Origin of the sequence: Staphylococcus simiae (genome assembly GCF_017357005.1) — a bacterium.
GTDB lineage: Bacteria > Bacillota > Bacilli > Staphylococcales > Staphylococcaceae > Staphylococcus > Staphylococcus simiae_A.
Map to the genome: position 1 here is coordinate 1972883 of NZ_CP071589.1, position 17287 is coordinate 1990169.

A 17287-nucleotide genomic window follows, 5' to 3' on the forward strand; every position below is an offset into this window, starting at 1 on the left:
GCTAGAAAAGTCAATGATTTTTTAAAATCTTTTATTTTTTGATTTTACCTTTTATTACATAAAATTGTATGTGTTTTGTAAAAAAGGAACGTGTTTAATCATACGAAATATTATTTTAATAGTCAATACAAAAATACATTATTTCCAAATCAATAAAAGTAATATTAGTCATATTAACGCTTTATCACTTATTAGTAGTAAAAATGATAACAGTCATTTTTCTAATTTAACTTTTCTTTTTATCTTAATAGATTGATTAACCATACAATTATCATCAAAATGGAACCATTTGGGTATTTATTTCAATTTAAACTATACTTTTTCTAAGTCAAATCTGAAACAACAAATATTATTTTTTTAATTTCAACATTCAGTCGTAGCATCATGTAACTAACTAAAAAGCATAATACTATATTTAATATTAGGTCACTGGAAGTAACAGTGTTGATGATCAACTATTCATAAATCAACTTTTATATTCTTAGTCAATTTTAACAGAGTAGTTTGGACTCATTATTAAAAAGCTACATGCAGCATTTACATAAATGATGACGACTTACATCATCAACTAGATATATTTGTTGAAAGTTTATTTCTATAGCGCCACCACTAAAAAAGTAAAAACTAGGCATAAGTAATAAAGTTGTTATCCCCTAATACTTACCCCTAGTTATATTTACATGCTTGATATCAAATTACCTTCTTAACATTTCCATATTCTGCAAATTAACATTAAACTCAAATCTGGAAGACTTCTCTTCTTATTTATGGAAAAGTTTAGTCATTTTCAATTTACCATTACATTTACCACATCTCATTCGTTTAGTATCCACTTTTCTAATACGTAAATATTGAGTATGGCATTTTGTGCATTGATATTCATAATTAGCGCGCTGTTCATAACTTTGTATTCTATTACAAAATCTTGGTGCGCCTACTTGTTGACTTAATATTTTAAAGTCTCTGTCTTTATGTTGATATCCTCTACCTGCAATATGCAAGTGATAATGACACAACTCATGTAAAATAATCTTTTTAACATCTTCTTCCCCAAAATGCTGATATTGCTTTGGATTTATCTCTATATTATGAGATGTTAATAAATAACGTCCACCAGTAGTTCTTAAACGCTTATTAAAATACACTTTATGATTAAAAGCGAGACCAAAGTTATCTATTGATAATCTTTCAGTTAATAACTGCAGATCATCATTATTCATGTGGATCAATCATTGTTAGTGCGACTTTATCTTTATCTCTATCTATAGAAAGTATCCAAACATCCACAATATCTCCAACACTAACTATATCCATAGGATTTTTGACAAATTTCTTGGATAATTTTGAAACATGTACTAAACCATCTTGTTTAACACCAATATCCACAAAAGCACCAAAGTCTACAACGTTGCGAACTGTCCCACTTAATTTCATACCTTCTTTTAAATCTTCAATTGATAACACATCTGATTTAAGGATTGGTGTTTCGTATTCATCCCTAGGGTCTCTATTTGGTGCTTTTAAAGATTTAATAATGTCTTCCAATGTCGGTATGCCTATATCCAACTCTTGAACTAAATCATCAATGTTTAATTTATTTAATTTATCTTTTAACGCATCTGTTCCAATATCAGTACCATTAAATCCTAGTTTATCTAATAACTGATACGTCGTTTTATAACTTTCTGGATGAATGGATGTATTATCTAATGGTTCTGTACCTTCTACTATTCTTAAAAAGCCAATACTTTGTTCAAACGTCTTGGCACCTAATCGTTTAATTTTGCTAATTTCTTTGTTATGTTTTATTGCACCGTTTTCTTCTCTATAAGTAATAATATTTTTAGCAATTTGAGGACTTAGTCCTGATACATATTGTAATAATGATTGTGAAGCTGTATTCACATCAACACCAACTTGGTTAACCGCAGTTTCTACGACAAATATTAAAGCATTTTCTAATTCTTTTTGATTAACATCATGTTGATATTGACCAACACCTATTGATTTCGGATCAATTTTAACTAGTTCACTAAGTGGGTCTTGTACGCGTCGCCCGATGGATACTGCACTACGCTCTTCAACTTGAAAATCAGGAAATTCATCTCTTGCAACTTCAGAAGCTGAATAAACTGATGCTCCTGCTTCATTGACAATAATAAATTGTACTGGTAATTCATGTTTCTTAATAATGTCTGCCACAAATTGTTCAGTTTCACGACTTGCTGTTCCATTTCCTATTGCAATTAATTGTACATCATAATCTCGAACCATATTGACAAATGTTTTTTCTGCGGCCTCAATTTTTGATACTGGTGGGTGCGGATAGATCACACCTTTAGCAACAAAAGTTCCGAACGGATTGATAACAGCTAATTTACAACCTGTTCTAAATGCAGGATCGACCCCTAATATTTGTTTTCCCTTCATTGGTGGTTGTAAAAGTAAATTTCTTAAATTTTCACTAAACACCAAAATGGCATGATGCTCAGCTTTTTCCGTCAAATCACTCTGAATTTCTCTTTCAATCGAAGGTATAATTAAACGTTTTAAACTATCTCTTATAGCTTCAATAATATAATCTTGGTAAGGATTATCTTGAATTATTTCTTGTTTGGTAATTAATGCTTCTATCTGTGTTGTATCAAAATCAAACTTAACCGTTAATATTTTCTCTTTTTCACCGCGATTGACTGCTAATACACGATGATTCGCAATTTTTTTAATAGGTTCACTATAATTGTAATACATTTCAAAAATGCCTTTTTCATCTTCAGCGTTTTTCTTTTTAGTTGTGACAATAGATCCTTGGTGATACATATCTTTTAATATTTTAGTTCTATATTTGGGATTATCTGATATTTGTTCAGCGATAATGTCTTGTGCTCCTCTTACCGCTTCATCAACAGTAGTAACTTCTTCATTAAAAAACTGTTGTGCTTTATCGTTAATATCCACTTCGTGTTTCGCTTGTCTTATCCATTTAGCAAAAGGTTCCAAACCTTTACGTTTAGCTTCAGTCGCTCTTGTCTTTTTCTTTTGCTTGAATGGTCTATATAAATCTTCAACACGTTGTAGCTTTGTTTGTTTTAAAATATCTTGTCTTAAGTCATCAGTTAATAGACCTTGTTGTTCAATATTCTTAATGACTTCTTCTTTACGTTTTTGTAGGTTAACTATGTATTGATATTCATCATCAATTTGTTTAATTTCAACTTCATCTAATCCACCTGTTTGCTCTTTTCTATAACGAGCAATAAAGGGTACAGTATTTTTTTCTTCTAATAAACTTAGCACTGCTTCTATTTGTTTCTTACTAAATTGATACTTTTCTATTATAGATTGAATCAAATTATTATCCATTTACTAAACCACTCTTTTCTATAATTTACTTCCCCATTTTAACATATTCATTTTTTTACTGTGGTAATAATATTATTACCAGTGACTTACATAACCATCTATTTAAATATGCATTATTGTTATCCTCATCACAATGTTACTAATTACTAGAAGTGAAACATACATAAAATTTTTAGCAATGAATGTCATTATCCTACTCCACCTATACGGATGAATGTTACATGATATTAAGTTTTAACGTGTTTCAATACTAATAGTGACCGCTAAATGTACATCATTGAATACAACATCCTATGTCTCAGCTTAATTTCAACAACTTCATTATAATAGTGGTCTAATCACTGCGCAGTTATATTTCTTTTTATTAAAATGATTATAAAAAAGAAGCCAAAATTTTTAATCATTTGGCTTCTTAATTATTGTATTAATTGTACAAATGTACAAACATATGAGTTTTACATGCATTGTTATAAAAAATATAACGTAATAACCTCAAGTTATTGATTAGCTGCATTTTGTAATTTTTTGATGGCTGTCCTTTGTAATCTAGAAACATGCATTTGGCTTAAACCGATACGTTCACCAGTTTCTTTTTGACTCAAACCTTCAATAAATGTACATTGAATAATTTCTCGTTCTCTTTCGGATAGAATAGGTAATATTCGTTCTAATATCATACGTTTTTCTGTTAAATCATAGTTATCATCTTGCTGACCCATAATATCTAACAACGTTACAGTAGAACCGTCTTTGTCTGCTTCTATGGAATGATCGACACTTAAAGCATTATAACTTTGCCCCATCTCCATAGCTTCTAGAACTTCTTCATCTGAAACTTCCAATCTAGCAGCAATTTCACTAATTGATGGAGACCTTTCTAACTCTGCTGTTAATTCATCACTAACCTTTTTAATTCTTGGCCCAATTTCTTTAATTCTTCTTGGTACATGAACACTCCATGTTTTATCCCTTAAATATCTTTTGATTTCACCGATTACAGTTGGTACTAAAAAGGCTTCAAATTTCCGTTCAAAGGACATATCGAATCTATTGATGGCACCTATTAAACCAACCATACCAACTTGAACTAAATCTTCATGATGTGATTGCCCTTTTGAATATTTGTATGCTAAAGATTCAATCAGTTTTTGATAATGTCTAACTAATTTATCTTGTGCTTCACTATTCGAATTCTCTTGGTGTTCTTTAATCCATTGGTTAATTTGTTCAGGTGAAACTTCATTAGCTGATTTCGACTCTTTCGCCATTATTTCGCACCTGCTCTTTTTTTATATACTTAGTCATACTAATCGTAACACCAGATTCTTTATAAACTGTCACTTCATCCATCAATGATTCAATTAAAAACAAGCCTAAGCCACCTTCACGAAGAAAATCAATACTTTCATTTTCATCATAAGGTCCAATTTGTGTTTTAGTTGCTTCATAATCAAAACTGTCACCTTGATCAGAAATAATAATTTTAATACGATCATCTAAAATATCAAAATACAAATTAATCATGCCAACTTCTTTCTTCTCTTTATATGCATGTTTAACAGCATTTGTTACAGCTTCACTTACTGCAATTTTAGCATCTTCAATATCGTCATATGATGCACCAGCTCTTGTAAATACACCAGATAAAGTTAAGCGAATCAAACTAACATATTCTGCTGAGGCCGGAAGACGCATTTCAATAAAATCTTCTTTTGATTGCATGTTACTCAACCTCCGTTCCTTCATTAACATGCATTAAATCTTTCAATCCAGTGATATCAAACAATCTTCCGATACGATCTGATACACCTAAAATGTACAATTCTTTATCATGTTGATTTAACGCTTTTAATGTCCCTACAAAAAGTCCTAATCCTGTTGAATCCATGTAAGTAACATTTACTAGGTTAACACGAATATCACGTGAACCATCTTGTCGCATTGGTGTTAGTACCTCTTCTAATTCAGGTACTGTATAAACATCCAATTCTCCACCTACTTTGACTTCATAATAATCATCATAAGTGACAGTTTCTATATTTAAATTCATTTAAATACACTCCTACTTTAATTTACTAAATTTATAGTTACACAATGTGTTTTGTTAAAATTTTATAATTCAAATTATATTATACCCAAATAAATGATTTTAAATCGTTAAAGTTAATTAATTTACTCTTTTAATAATTAATATAATCATATCATCTTTTTTACTAGGATTTTGTAGTTTTAAAATAGCTTCATATATAATTTGAACGATATCTTGTGGATGCATATGTTTATGTTTCTCTATATAATCTAGTAATTGATTTTTATCAATAAACTCACCTTCTGTACTTCTAGCTTCAGTCACACCATCTGTGAAAATGATAATTAAATCATCTAAATAAATAGGAATTTCTTGCTGTTGATATCTTGTATTTGGACTAATTCCTAATACTCTACCTTTAACTGAAATCTCTTCGAATTGTTCCTTTTCAGCGCGATAAATATATCCAGGTTCATGTCCAGCTGAACTACAGTATAACAAATGGTTCATTTCTTCATATAAGCCATAAAACATTGTGACAAACATATTTTGATTAACGTTTTTTTCAACAACTCGGTTTAATCGTTTTAACCCATCACTCGGTAATTGAGAGTGTCCATAAGAGTCCATACCAAATTTAATCATACTCATGGCAAGTGCAGCTGGAATACCTTTACCTATCACGTCGGCAACTGCAAAACTCATTGTTCCATCGTTATGATCTATTAAATTAAAATAATCTCCACTTACTTTTTGTGCAGCGACTGAGATAACACCTATTTGTATACTATCAAACTGTGGGATATCTGTTTTTAGCATTGTTTGTTGTAGACTAGATGCTAAATCTATTTCTTTATCGTGGACTTGAAGTTTATCTACTAATTTCTGATAATCTCTATAACTATACCCAAAGCCTTTAACAATTTCTTGTAAGACGACTAAAGTTTTGAAAATATCTTCTTTAGTTAAGTCTAACGTTAAAATATATTTCTTATGTATGTCTACGATATCCTCAGGCAAAACGTCTTTCCTGATGACTTCGTCTGTATACTTCTCACATTTTTTTATTAATTCTTTTTGATCTTGATTGGTTAAACTTTCATCAATTAAACCTTTATAATGTTGTTTAAACTCTTCCACGATTTTGCCTCCTTATTTCTATCCCATAAAATAAGCTGTGTTGTACTTAAACACGACATGTCAGTACAAATTACTTATATACCCCAGTAAATACTAATTCAGCAATATTGATTTTTTAGGCTTGATATGTAGTAAGAGAAAACAAATAACATTTCACTAAACTACAAACTCAATATAAAAGTATTATTCTCTATTTGTGTTAAGTAAGGTAAGAACTGTTACAGCAAAAATTAAAAACTTAATTTTTGTTGTAATGTTCTAGATAGGCAAAGGTTGGCACCAAACCACTACAAAACTAAACTCTGCTAATAGAATATTTACAATCAAATATATGTTAGATTCATATGCAATTAAAATGATTAGTCCACTTTTTTAGAGAATCAAACATTAAAGCCAAAAAAAACTTTAGGATTGAACACCTAAAGCTAAAAAACTTAAGACATCCATTTATAATAAACACTATATACAAAACTTATAATGAATAACTACTTTAGCAAAGTAACCTTGTGAAATTTGCTGTGTCGAATAAGTTATTTTTATTATAAAATTATTGTCTTCCTAACATTATTTTATTTGTCTTTGAAAAATTCATATAATAAACTAAGAAAGTTTATGTTGACTTAAAGTAGTTAATCCTAAGCTAATAATTAAAGCATTATCTACTTCTTTCATTTTACTTTCTGATAAATACGTTAACTTTTCCTTTAATCGTTTCTTATCAAGTGTTCGTATTTGTTCAAGTAAAATAACTGAATCTTTATCAAGTTTATATTTCTTCTTTTCAATTTCTACATGTGTTGGTATTTTGGCTTTATTTATCCTACCTGTTATTGCCGCAACAATAACAGTAGGACTATATTTATTACCAGTGTCATTTTGTATAATGACTACAGGTCTAACTCCCCCTTGTTCAGACCCTTGAACTGGTGATAAATCCGCTAAATAAACATCGCCTCTTTTAATCATTCATTCGATGAGTTAGAAGATAAATATGATTCGTTACAATCACACGCTTCGCACTCTATTGGGAAAGCTTCGTTCGCTAGGGAGAGATTTAAATCTGCCATTTGTGAATATCCTTCTTTTAAAGATTGTTCTAAACTATGACTTCTATTTTGGCTAAATGATAACATATGAGAACCTCCATCCGAGTTCAAAAGTTATTAATTGTACTTTAATTACTTTTATGATAACAAATTTTAATAATACTGACTATATTATTTTAATAATTCATTTGTCACATCTATGTCATCGCCATCATGATATACTCTTGGCAATCTTCTTGATAAATTACAAAGGACTTCGTAAACAATGGTTTGTTGTTTGCGAGCGGCTTGTTCCACAGACTGTTCACTGTCTCGATGATTATCAATTAAAATAACTGAGTCACCTGTTTTTACATTATCAGGTACTTTAACAATCATTTGATCCATGCAAACTCGACCAATAACTTCACATTGTTGTCCATTGACGTTAACATGACTTCCTTGCATGACTCTCAAATACCCATCAGCATAGCCAATTGGTAAAATTGCTATTTTTGTTGCTGCTGTTGCAGTATATGTAGCACCATAACTAACTGATTCACCGGCCAATAAAGATTTAACTTGAACAATATTAGTTACTAGTTGAATACTAGGTCTTAAGTGTACTTTAACATTTTCTTTAACATATTCAGATGGATAATATCCATATAAAGCAATTCCAGGTCTTACGGCATTACAAAATTGACCGTCCATTAATAACGTTGCTGCTGAATTTTGACAATGGACATATTGAGGCTTTTCGAATTGATTTACCATATTTTTAAATAATTGATATTGTTCAGTCGTATATTCACCTGGTTCATCAGCACAAGCAAAATGAGTATATACACCTTCAAAGACAAGTTGTTCTTGTTGAGTAATAATATCAATCACTTCTTGATACTCGTCACTATCTTTAATACCTAATCTACCCATACCTGTATCTAATTTGACATGTAACCAGAGTTTCTTAATTTGCTCACTTGATATGTTCTTAATCATTTCTTTTAACCATTGTTTGGATGGTGCTGTTAATGCTATGCGATGCTGGATAGCTTTATCGACGTCTTCTGGTGTAATAACGCCTAATACTAATATTTTAGCAGTGATACCATGCATGCGAAGTTCAATTGCTTCATCTAATGTTGCCACTGCAAAAAATGTTGCACCATGGTTCATTAAATGTTGTGCAACTTTAACACTACCTAATCCATAAGCATTAGCTTTAATTACTGCAATAACTGTCTTATTATGATGTAACGTACTAATCGTATTAAAATTTGCAGATACTGCATTTAAATCTACATTGATATATGCCGGACGGTAATATTTATCTGCCATAATCATTCCTCCCATTAATAATTATTCTATCTTCATCTACTGTTGTTATTTGTTATTAATTGTTTATTCAATTATTTCTAATAACACTTGGCTCATTGCATAATTTTCTGTATGTGTAATACTAACATGTACTTTGTAACCAGGATAAGTAATACATGGTTTTCCTAAGTCATCGTTATAACAATCAATATCATTAAATGCGACTTGTTGTCCTAAACCAGTTCCTAAAGCTTTGCTAAAGGCCTCTTTGACCGCAAATCGTCCAGCTAAAAATTCAATTTTCCGTTGCTCATTACTAAACTTATAAAATTTCTGTTGTTCATTTGACGTTAAAATACGATCTACTAACTTGGGTTGTTTAGCATACACTTTTTTTATTCTTGCTATTTCTATTAAATCAATACCTATGCCATAAATCATGATATATCCTCTTTTACTAAAAATTGATTTGGCTAATACAATTACGTCTGACTTGTTGTGCGTTTGTCGTTAATGACTTGTTTTAACAATTCTGCTTGCCTATTTTTAATCAACTCAATGTGTGAATTTCCACCAGCTGTTGATAAAGTCAATGTTGCTAATTGGTAACGTCTCATTAACATGCCTTCTTTTATATCAATATTTTGAATACGAAAATACGGAATGATATTTTCTTTCACAAAAAAGATACCTCTCCTAATACGAATTTCATCTTCCTCGATAATATAGCGAAAATAATGATAGCGGTAATTGGGCATTATAAATAACATAAATATCATTATTAATAGCCATAATATGATACTTAACATAATTATTATCTTATTTGACATGATATGCCAAAGATAACCATTTAGTATGTTAAAAGCAATTAATACTATTGTTATTAAAGTAATCCAAATTAACAAGGCACTTAATCTCATTACTTTTTTGGCATTGGGTGCCATAAAATTAATTTCTTTCATGACTTTCACCTCTCTCAAACCAATATTTAAGCATGAGAACTTGTTTCTCTTGTGCAAATTTTAAACCTATATTCTTCTTATCAAGACCCTTGGCTATAATCACTTTAAAATTAATTAAATGACTACGCTTAAGTAGCGGATGTTGAAAGGTATCAAATCCAATTATTTTATTCCTTTTTAAATAATATGTTTTACGATTGAATAAAGTAATAGTTCTTATAGTAAGTTCATTTTTAGTTATTTTAAATCCAGCATTTTTAGTATAAATGATAGCTTTGATAATAAATAACAATATCACGATTACCGCTATAGACACTATTAACCATAAAAATTGCGACCAAAAATATAAACAACCTACTGATATAGCTATAATAACAAGGATTGGAATCAGAAAATGTCTATGAAACCCTTTCCTTGGCATTCCTGGTTCTATCTGCTGAAATTCCATTTCTGGAACTAATTTTTGTATAACTTGATACGCATTTTTTCTTTTTATAAATGGTAGAACCAAAACATTACCATTGCTATTACCATCATCGTTATCATTGTTGATATTAAAATCGCTAGTTGTTATAAAATGAATCGCTGTGTATCCAAACAATCTTCTTACATATGATTGCTGTTCAACGATAGCTTGAACTCTTTCTGTTGGAACTGTTATTTTCTTTTTGTTAAAAAGGCCATAGGTAATTTTTAATTGTTTGGCATCATATGTAATACAGAAATCAAAGTATCTCATTATATTCAAAATTGTTCCGATAACATAACTTATAGCGATAATACAAACTACTATCGCTATTATAGTGATAGTTAAAGCATGTGCAATCACTCCAAACGTCTCACCTAATTTTGACCATGGGATAAAGTCAGAGAATACACCAAATGTTGGTCCGATTGTTGCAAATGCTAAGCCAATGGCACCACTTGTCAGTGACATAAAGAGCAACTGTTTAAATGGCATATGATACATTTGTTGTTGTAATGTCTTATCATTGAAATTATGTTCATATTTTTCTTGGACATTATCTCTATTAATTTCAATATCAACCTTATCTTGATTGAATTGGTTAACATTTGTATTGTCATCTTTTAATATTTCTAACTGTAGACGATCGATTTGTTGTTCAATGAGTTCACTTTGCTTTTTAGAAATAACACTTAACTCGATACCATCACTCGGTGTCTTAATTTTAAGTTCAACCCCACCTATCAATTGATTAATAAGTGTTTGAGAAGTGTCTACTGATTGAATTCGTTCAATATTTAATTCTTTTCTTTCTTTATTAAATAACCCCTTAGTGATGATGAATTTATCGTTGTCAATCCAATATCTCGTCGTATATGCTTTAATAATTTGATTACAATAAGTTATAACAAAAATACTAAATAACACACCAGGCCATATGTATGATTTAGGGTTTGAAAAATCAAAATCCTTCAACTGAAAGAATATAAAAACGATAAAAACAATAAAATTTTGTTTAATGGCAGTAATTAAACCATTTACATATGAAATTGGGTGAAGTTTATTTGGACTAGACATCTTCATCCACCCCCCTCAATTGTTTAAAAGTTATTTCGTGAATAACGTTCGTTTGTTGTTCATCTAGCATTGGTAAGATGACTTCATGTCCTGCAGTAACAAAGACTAATTGATATAACTTAAACATTCTGCTTATAGGGTTAGTCTTTACTTGAAGGTATTGTAATCTTTCTATTTTAGTAGTTCTTATAGTTTCAACAAGACATTTAGAACGATATTGAATCATATTAGGATCTACGGAATAAGAAAGGCAATGATACTTGTAAAATGGTCTAACTATAAGTTGAACTACACTTATTATAAATAATAATAGGAGTACATAAATCAAGTATGGATGCCAATCGAAATGTCGCCATAATAAATAAAATATGACATACCATGCCATATCTTGTAAAAATTTAATAATACTAATCACTATATAATATGATAAAGCTGATTTAGGACTTTTCTTAAAAGCATGTGCTGATGACATATTGATAACACTCCTAACTAAAAACACAATGCCATTCATTTTATATTTCTATTTCTTCACTATTACTTGATATTATAGCATATCTCATATACGTACCTTAAGCGGACAATGATGAATATCAATTTCATTTTTAGTTCATTCGATTTTCTAACAAATTGAACTAATAGATTTAATTTACTTCAACACTTAATCTTGAATACAAATGTATCTATAATGCTGTTAAATTTTTTATTGTTAGGTTTTTCGGTTCTCTCCAAAATTGGACTGATACATAATTATTTTTTAATTTATTCACTTTTTATTTATCAATCCTAAAAAACAGCTCAATGCTTTTGTAGGTATTGATATCAAACGATATCAATCAGGTAGTACATCTAGTAGAGATACAATCAACAAACGTGGTAATAAAAAAGCGAGAAGACTATTATTTTGAGTGGTTATGAATATTATAAAGAGTCAACATCATTTTGATAATCATGTCATCGATTATTATTATAAACTAAGAAAGCAGCCTAATGAGAAATCTCATAAGACTGCCGTCGTCGCTTGTATAAAACGATTGTTAAAAACGATTCATTATTTAGTAATGAATCAGAAATTGTACGATTATCAAATGTCCCCACATTAGCCAAACGTACAATCAAATATAGTTTAACACCTTATTCAAAAAAATTAAATTGAACGGTTTAATTTAGTAATGTTTATTTTATTTATAAGTACTTGACTAATCGTAGGAAATGGAGAGTCGGTTTTTCTTAGTCATCTTTATACTTTCTTCAAAACTATGTCACCTTGTTATATCATTGTAGCTTCAGCTATAGGTCATCAAACAAAAAAATCTCGGATACAATAGCATCCGAGATTTGAAAATATTATCTATTTTTGATGGTCAGCAAATGTGCGACCTTTCATTGATTTGTTACCGTTATTGTTGTCTTTACGGTCAAATTTTTTGTTAGATTTCTTTTTATTATTTGAATAGCCACCTTTTGAATGCTTTCTTTTGCTATCAAATTTATGGTTTCCACGTTTATTATTTCTTCCACGTGAACCACCATTTTTACCGCCACGACCTTTACTAGCTAATGGCTTTTCAAAAGTTAACTGAACTTCAACTTCATCATTAGCTTCTACTAATTCTTGTAGTAATGCAGCTACTAAATCAACATCATTATATTCATTTAATAATTCAGTTGCGATACGTTTTAAACGAGATTCAGTTTCTTTAGCCATCCAGCTTTCAACTTTTTCTTTGATGTCGTCTTCGCGTGCTTGCAACACTTCTTTACGATGTGGTGGACGTAATGCTGACATTTTTCTACCACTAGCATCCTCAATTTGTCTGATATAATCCATTTCAATTGGATTAACGAATGTTACAGCGATACCTTCTTTACCTGCACGGCCTGTACGACCAATACGATGAGTATAACTTTCTTTATCTTGTGGAATATCAAAGTTATAAACATGACTAACACCTGAAATATCCAGTCCTCTTGCTGCTACGTCTGTAGCGACTAAGATATTAATTTGATCATTCTTGAATTTCTTCAAGACTTCTAAACGTTTCGCTTGTGTAATATCACCATGTAATCCTTCTGCTTTATACCCTTTTGAAATTAACGCACTTGTTAATTCATCAACACGACGTTTAGTACGTCCAAATACGATTGCTAATTCTGGTTGATGAACGTCTAAGAAATTCGTAAATGTTTCAAATTTCTCTAACTCTTTAACAATTGTATAGTATTCTTCGATTTGTGGGTCAGACATTTCATTATTCATTGTCTTAATAATTTTTGGTGATTTCATAAATTGTTGTACTAAAGCTTGGATTGCTTTAGGCATAGTTGCAGAGAACAACATTGTTTGACGTTGTTGTGCTGGGATTTTATCCATAATGAATCTCATATCATCGATGAATCCCATATTCATCATTTCGTCCGCTTCATCCAATATTAAGGTATGGATACCATCTGTTTTTAATGTACGACGATTAAGATGGTCGATTACACGTCCTGGTGTACCAACTACGATTTGTGGCCCTTTTTTCAAGGCTTTAATTTGGCGTTCGATAGGCATTCCACCAAATACAGTAACTACTTGAACATTTTGTCCACGGCTAAATTCTCTTAATTGTTCAGCAACTTGCATCGCTAATTCTCTAGTAGGTGCTAGAATTAAAGATTGAACCCCTTGTTTACCTACTACTTTTTCAATTAAAGGAATACCGAATGCTCCTGTTTTACCTGTACCGGTTTGAGCTTGTCCAAGGATATCAATTCCTTGTAACGCATAAGGGATACTGTCTTTCTGGATAGGTGTTGGTTCCTTGAATCCCATAGATTCAAGTGTTTGAACCGTATTATCCGAAACCCCTAGTTCTTTAAAATTTTGCAAAATAATTCTCCTTTTTACCTGTTTATTTCTCAATATACTTTTGCATATAAGTTCATTAATATTTCATCAACTTCTTTATAGTACCACCAAAAAATTTTAATCGCAATAAAGCAATTCACTAATATAATGTCAAATCCAGCTTATTTTTTGTCATAATTTTGTCAAAAAGCTAGGGTTTAATTAGATGTAAGCGTTACTTTTTAACATCACAAAATGTTAGAAAAAATATTTTTACACTATCAACAATTTAAATAATATTTCAAGATTAAGTTTTACCTTTATATCATCATTATCAGAAAAACTGCTTTATTACTATATAACGATGAACTGCTAATTTTTTACATTGTGACACTGCAGCGGTAATACAATATGACATGCTAATAAATAAAAGCCCCAGATAAATAATCTAGGACTTTGAGTTCATATATCATAATTATTTGTTATTTTACTAAGGCATTAACAATATCTTCTAATTTCATACCTCTTGAACCTTTAACCAAAATATTATCTTGTGGTTGTATAAGTTGTTGTAAATCATTAATCAATTGTTGTTTATCATGATAATGTGTTGCACTAGCAACATGATGTTGTCCTGTTTGATGAATAAATTGAGCATCATCACCATAAGTTAATAGCATATCGATATTTTTATGTTTTAAATATTCTCCGACTTCTTTATGCATAACTTGACTATTAGGACCTAATTCTAGCACATCAGCTAAAATGATAATATTACGTCCATGTAACGCACTTAATGTATCAATTGCAGCTTTCATACTAGTAGGACTTGCATTATAAGCATCATTAATAATTGTAATATTATTAGCTAAAACATGTTGTTCCATTCTCATCCCTGTTAATGTTACATGTTTAATATTGTTATAAATCACATCATATGATAGACCTAACGTTTTACCTACTGCAATAGCAATAGTGGCATTCTTCATATTATGTACGCCTAATATAGGTAGTTCATAACTTTCTTCATTATTAATAGTAAAAGCAATACCATTCATTTCTTTATCTTCAATATGACAAACTAAATCATTTTGGTTATTCAAACCGATACTTATACATTCGGCATTAACTACTTTATCAACATGTGGCTTCAATAGTGGTTCGTCACCATCATAAATAAATGTGCCATTTTCTTTCAAACCAATCATTATTTCAGCTTTAGCTTGAGCAATACCTTCTCTTGATCCTAAATCTTGCATATGAGATTCACCGATATTTGTAATAATTGCTATATCTGGTTTAGCTAAATTTGATAACAACTCAATTTCATGGAAACCTGACATCCCCATTTCTAGAATAGAAATTTCAGTATCCTCATTAAGATCTAATATTGTTAGTGGTAATCCAATTTCATTATTGTAATTACCTTGTGTCTTTTTAACCTTAAATTCTGTATGTAAGACACTTTCTATCATGTCCTTAGTTGTTGTCTTACCATTTGAACCAGTCACTGCAATCACTTTAGGGTTAACGTAATGTAAATATGCTTCAGCAAGTTGCTGTAAAGCCGTTAAAGTATCTTCGACCCAAATAATTGGTCCTACTACATCATCTGATAATTCAGTTCCTTTTTGATAAAACGATGCACCAGCACCGTCATTTAAAGCTTGAGCTACATATTGATGTCCATCGACGTTCTCACCTTTAAAAGGAATAAATAACATATCTTTTGCGATTGCTCTTGAATCAATTGTTACACCATTGATTGATCTATCTAAAAATTGATCGTCTATATCGCAAGGTACCCATTCTTTTACTTGTTGTAATGTCACATTAATCATAATAACAACCTCAATTAGTCAATTTTATATTTGTTTTTCTGTTTATCTTCATAACGTTCTTTTGCTAAATCAATTAATTTAGTTATCAATTCTGAATATGATAATCCCATATTTTCCCATAGTTTAGGATACATACTAAATGCTGTAAATCCAGGCATTGCATTTGTCTCATTAATGTAGATTTGGTTATCTTCAGTAACAAAGAAGTCTGCACGTACTAACCCAGAGCAATCTGTTGCTTTAAAAGCTTCCAGTGCCATATTACGTAAAGTTAACTGTACATCATCATCTAATTCTGCTGGAATTTGTAATTGTACATTACCATCTTTATATTTTGATTTATAATCATAAAATGCCACATCTTTGACCACTTCACCAGGCCATGTCGCTTCAGGGTAGTCATTCCCTAAAACTGCTACTTCAATTTCACGTGCATTAACACCTTGTTCGATCACAAGTTTGCGGTCAAATTGAAATGCTTCATCAATACCTTGCTTTAGTTCTTCTTCATTATTACATTTACTAATACCAACACTTGAACCTAAATTGGCTGGTTTAACAAATACTGGATAGGTTAATTTATCGTTAACTAATTTCAAAATATTATGTTGATACTTCTCATATTCAGAACGTAAAAAGCTAATGTATGGTAATTGAGGTAGCCCTCTATGTTCAAATAATTGTTTCATTACAAGTTTATCCATTGAACTTGCAGCAGATAATACACCATTACCAACATATGGTACATCTAAGACTTCAAATAGTCCTTGGATAGTACCATCTTCTCCGTTTGGTCCGTGTAATAATGGGAATACTGCTACATATGGTTCACCTGAACTACTCTCTTTAATTAACTTAGAAATTTCGCCACTTTCTCCATTGGCTAATTGTAAATCATCTGTTGATTCAATATGTTCAGTGATATCACTTTGTTTTCGCCATTCTCCATCATTTGTAATGTATATAATGTCAACGTGATATTTATCTTTATCAATTGCGTTTAAGACATTTTGTGCAGTTAAAATTGATACTTCATGTTCTGCACTTTTACCACCAAAAACGATACATATATTTTGTTTGGTCATGTTAATTTCCTCCAATGATATATTCATAGCATAGCTATAATATATTAAAATTGATGTGGTTGTTAATTATTTTCATTTAATCGACGTATCTTTGAACCTTAATAGTATCATATTTTATTGTCATTTTGCATTTCAAAATGAGTGCTATA

16 protein-coding genes and 1 pseudogene are annotated in these 17287 nt (G+C 30.4%); 1 reads left to right on the forward strand and 16 read right to left on the reverse strand.

The genetic code is table 11. The features are described 5' to 3' along the window. Positions 1–761: 761 nt before the first annotated feature. The 13 genes from J3R86_RS09065 to J3R86_RS09125 all read right to left on the reverse strand — a co-directional run bounded on the left by J3R86_RS09065 (position 762) and on the right by J3R86_RS09125 (position 11854). Positions 762–1220 carry a SprT family protein gene (locus J3R86_RS09065; RefSeq protein WP_207517021.1) on the reverse strand — a complete coding sequence of 153 codons (459 nt, stop codon included), beginning with the start codon at positions 1218–1220 and terminating at the stop codon, positions 762–764. Beyond that, a complete protein-coding gene (locus J3R86_RS09070) occupies positions 1213–3363 on the reverse strand; it encodes a Tex family protein (protein ID WP_207517022.1) in 2151 nt (716 codons plus the stop codon). Before J3R86_RS09070 ends, J3R86_RS09065 begins: the two co-directional genes overlap by 8 nt. Before the next feature lie 497 nt (positions 3364–3860). Then, positions 3861–4631 (reverse strand): RNA polymerase sigma factor SigB, encoded by a 771-nt coding sequence (gene sigB, locus J3R86_RS09075; protein ID WP_207517023.1) that lies wholly within the window; start codon positions 4629–4631, stop codon positions 3861–3863. Further along, entirely contained in the window at positions 4606–5085 is a 480-nt protein-coding gene (gene rsbW / locus J3R86_RS09080; protein WP_207517024.1) for an anti-sigma B factor RsbW, read from the reverse strand. The genes sigB and rsbW overlap by 26 nt, the downstream gene beginning before the upstream one ends. Position 5086: 1 nt before the next feature. Beyond that, positions 5087–5413, reverse strand: coding sequence for an anti-sigma factor antagonist (locus J3R86_RS09085; protein WP_207517025.1), 327 nt, complete (start codon positions 5411–5413; stop codon positions 5087–5089). A 117-nt stretch (positions 5414–5530) separates the two neighbouring features. After that, positions 5531–6532, reverse strand: coding sequence for a SpoIIE family protein phosphatase (locus J3R86_RS09090; protein ID WP_207517026.1), 1002 nt, complete (start codon positions 6530–6532; stop codon positions 5531–5533). Between the two features lie 600 nt (positions 6533–7132). Beyond that, entirely contained in the window at positions 7133–7498 is a 366-nt protein-coding gene (locus J3R86_RS09095; protein ID WP_002465156.1) for a type II toxin-antitoxin system PemK/MazF family toxin, read from the reverse strand. Beyond that, a complete protein-coding gene (gene mazE, locus J3R86_RS09100; RefSeq protein WP_002465155.1) occupies positions 7495–7665 on the reverse strand; it encodes a type II toxin-antitoxin system antitoxin MazE in 171 nt (56 codons plus the stop codon). Before mazE ends, J3R86_RS09095 begins: the two co-directional genes overlap by 4 nt. A gap of 84 nt (positions 7666–7749) precedes the next feature. Beyond that, a complete protein-coding gene (alr, locus tag J3R86_RS09105; protein WP_207517027.1) occupies positions 7750–8898 on the reverse strand; it encodes an alanine racemase in 1149 nt (382 codons plus the stop codon). A 63-nt stretch (positions 8899–8961) separates the two neighbouring features. Further along, entirely contained in the window at positions 8962–9318 is a 357-nt protein-coding gene (acpS, locus tag J3R86_RS09110; protein ID WP_207517028.1) for a holo-ACP synthase, read from the reverse strand. 41 nt (positions 9319–9359) lie between these two features. Continuing rightward, positions 9360–9839: a PH domain-containing protein gene (locus J3R86_RS09115; protein ID WP_207517029.1), complete on the reverse strand. Its 480-nt coding sequence runs from the start codon at positions 9837–9839 to the stop codon at positions 9360–9362. Further along, entirely contained in the window at positions 9826–11382 is a 1557-nt protein-coding gene (locus J3R86_RS09120; protein ID WP_207517030.1) for a PH domain-containing protein, read from the reverse strand. Before J3R86_RS09120 ends, J3R86_RS09115 begins: the two co-directional genes overlap by 14 nt. Next, the gene (locus J3R86_RS09125) at positions 11375–11854 is read right to left on the reverse strand and encodes a PH domain-containing protein (protein WP_207517031.1); all 480 of its coding nucleotides are present in this window, start codon (positions 11852–11854) and stop codon (positions 11375–11377) included. The genes J3R86_RS09120 and J3R86_RS09125 overlap by 8 nt, the downstream gene beginning before the upstream one ends. A 316-nt stretch (positions 11855–12170) precedes the next feature. On the opposite strand from J3R86_RS09125, the pseudogene J3R86_RS09130 reads away from it, so the two are divergent. Next, positions 12171–12482 (forward strand): annotated as a pseudogene (locus J3R86_RS09130) (transposase); the annotation flags it as partial. Between the two features lie 248 nt (positions 12483–12730). On the opposite strand, the gene cshA reads toward J3R86_RS09130, so the two are convergent. The 3 genes from cshA to J3R86_RS09145 all read right to left on the reverse strand — a co-directional run bounded on the left by cshA (position 12731) and on the right by J3R86_RS09145 (position 17138). Beyond that, on the reverse strand, positions 12731–14254 hold the full coding sequence (cshA, locus tag J3R86_RS09135; RefSeq protein ID WP_207517032.1) for a degradosome RNA helicase CshA: 1524 nt from the start codon (positions 14252–14254) through the stop codon (positions 12731–12733). Positions 14255–14694: 440 nt separating this feature from the next. Beyond that, positions 14695–16053: a UDP-N-acetylmuramoyl-tripeptide--D-alanyl-D-alanine ligase gene (locus tag J3R86_RS09140; protein WP_207517033.1), complete on the reverse strand. Its 1359-nt coding sequence runs from the start codon at positions 16051–16053 to the stop codon at positions 14695–14697. Between the two features lie 14 nt (positions 16054–16067). After that, positions 16068–17138 carry a D-alanine--D-alanine ligase gene (locus J3R86_RS09145; protein ID WP_207517034.1) on the reverse strand — a complete coding sequence of 357 codons (1071 nt, stop codon included), beginning with the start codon at positions 17136–17138 and terminating at the stop codon, positions 16068–16070. Between the last annotated feature and the right edge of the window lie 149 nt (positions 17139–17287).

Coding starts and splice junctions, on each gene's coding strand:
- J3R86_RS09065 (WP_207517021.1), bottom strand. CDS start 1,220: ATGAATAATGATGATCTGCAGTTATTAACTGAAAGATTATCAATAGAT.
- J3R86_RS09070 (WP_207517022.1), bottom strand. CDS start 3,363: ATGGATAATAATTTGATTCAATCTATAATAGAAAAGTATCAATTTAGT.
- sigB (WP_207517023.1), bottom strand. CDS start 4,631: ATGGCGAAAGAGTCGAAATCAGCTAATGAAGTTTCACCTGAACAAATT.
- rsbW (WP_207517024.1), bottom strand. CDS start 5,085: ATGCAATCAAAAGAAGATTTTATTGAAATGCGTCTTCCGGCCTCAGCA.
- J3R86_RS09085 (WP_207517025.1), bottom strand. CDS start 5,413: ATGAATTTAAATATAGAAACTGTCACTTATGATGATTATTATGAAGTC.
- J3R86_RS09095 (WP_002465156.1), bottom strand. CDS start 7,498: ATGATTAAAAGAGGCGATGTTTATTTAGCGGATTTATCACCAGTTCAA.
- mazE (WP_002465155.1), bottom strand. CDS start 7,665: ATGTTATCATTTAGCCAAAATAGAAGTCATAGTTTAGAACAATCTTTA.
- alr (WP_207517027.1), bottom strand. CDS start 8,898: ATGGCAGATAAATATTACCGTCCGGCATATATCAATGTAGATTTAAAT.
- acpS (WP_207517028.1), bottom strand. CDS start 9,318: ATGATTTATGGCATAGGTATTGATTTAATAGAAATAGCAAGAATAAAA.
- J3R86_RS09115 (WP_207517029.1), bottom strand. CDS start 9,839: ATGAAAGAAATTAATTTTATGGCACCCAATGCCAAAAAAGTAATGAGA.
- J3R86_RS09120 (WP_207517030.1), bottom strand. CDS start 11,382: ATGTCTAGTCCAAATAAACTTCACCCAATTTCATATGTAAATGGTTTA.
- J3R86_RS09125 (WP_207517031.1), bottom strand. CDS start 11,854: ATGTCATCAGCACATGCTTTTAAGAAAAGTCCTAAATCAGCTTTATCA.
- J3R86_RS09140 (WP_207517033.1), bottom strand. CDS start 16,053: ATGATTAATGTGACATTACAACAAGTAAAAGAATGGGTACCTTGCGAT.
- J3R86_RS09145 (WP_207517034.1), bottom strand. CDS start 17,138: ATGACCAAACAAAATATATGTATCGTTTTTGGTGGTAAAAGTGCAGAA.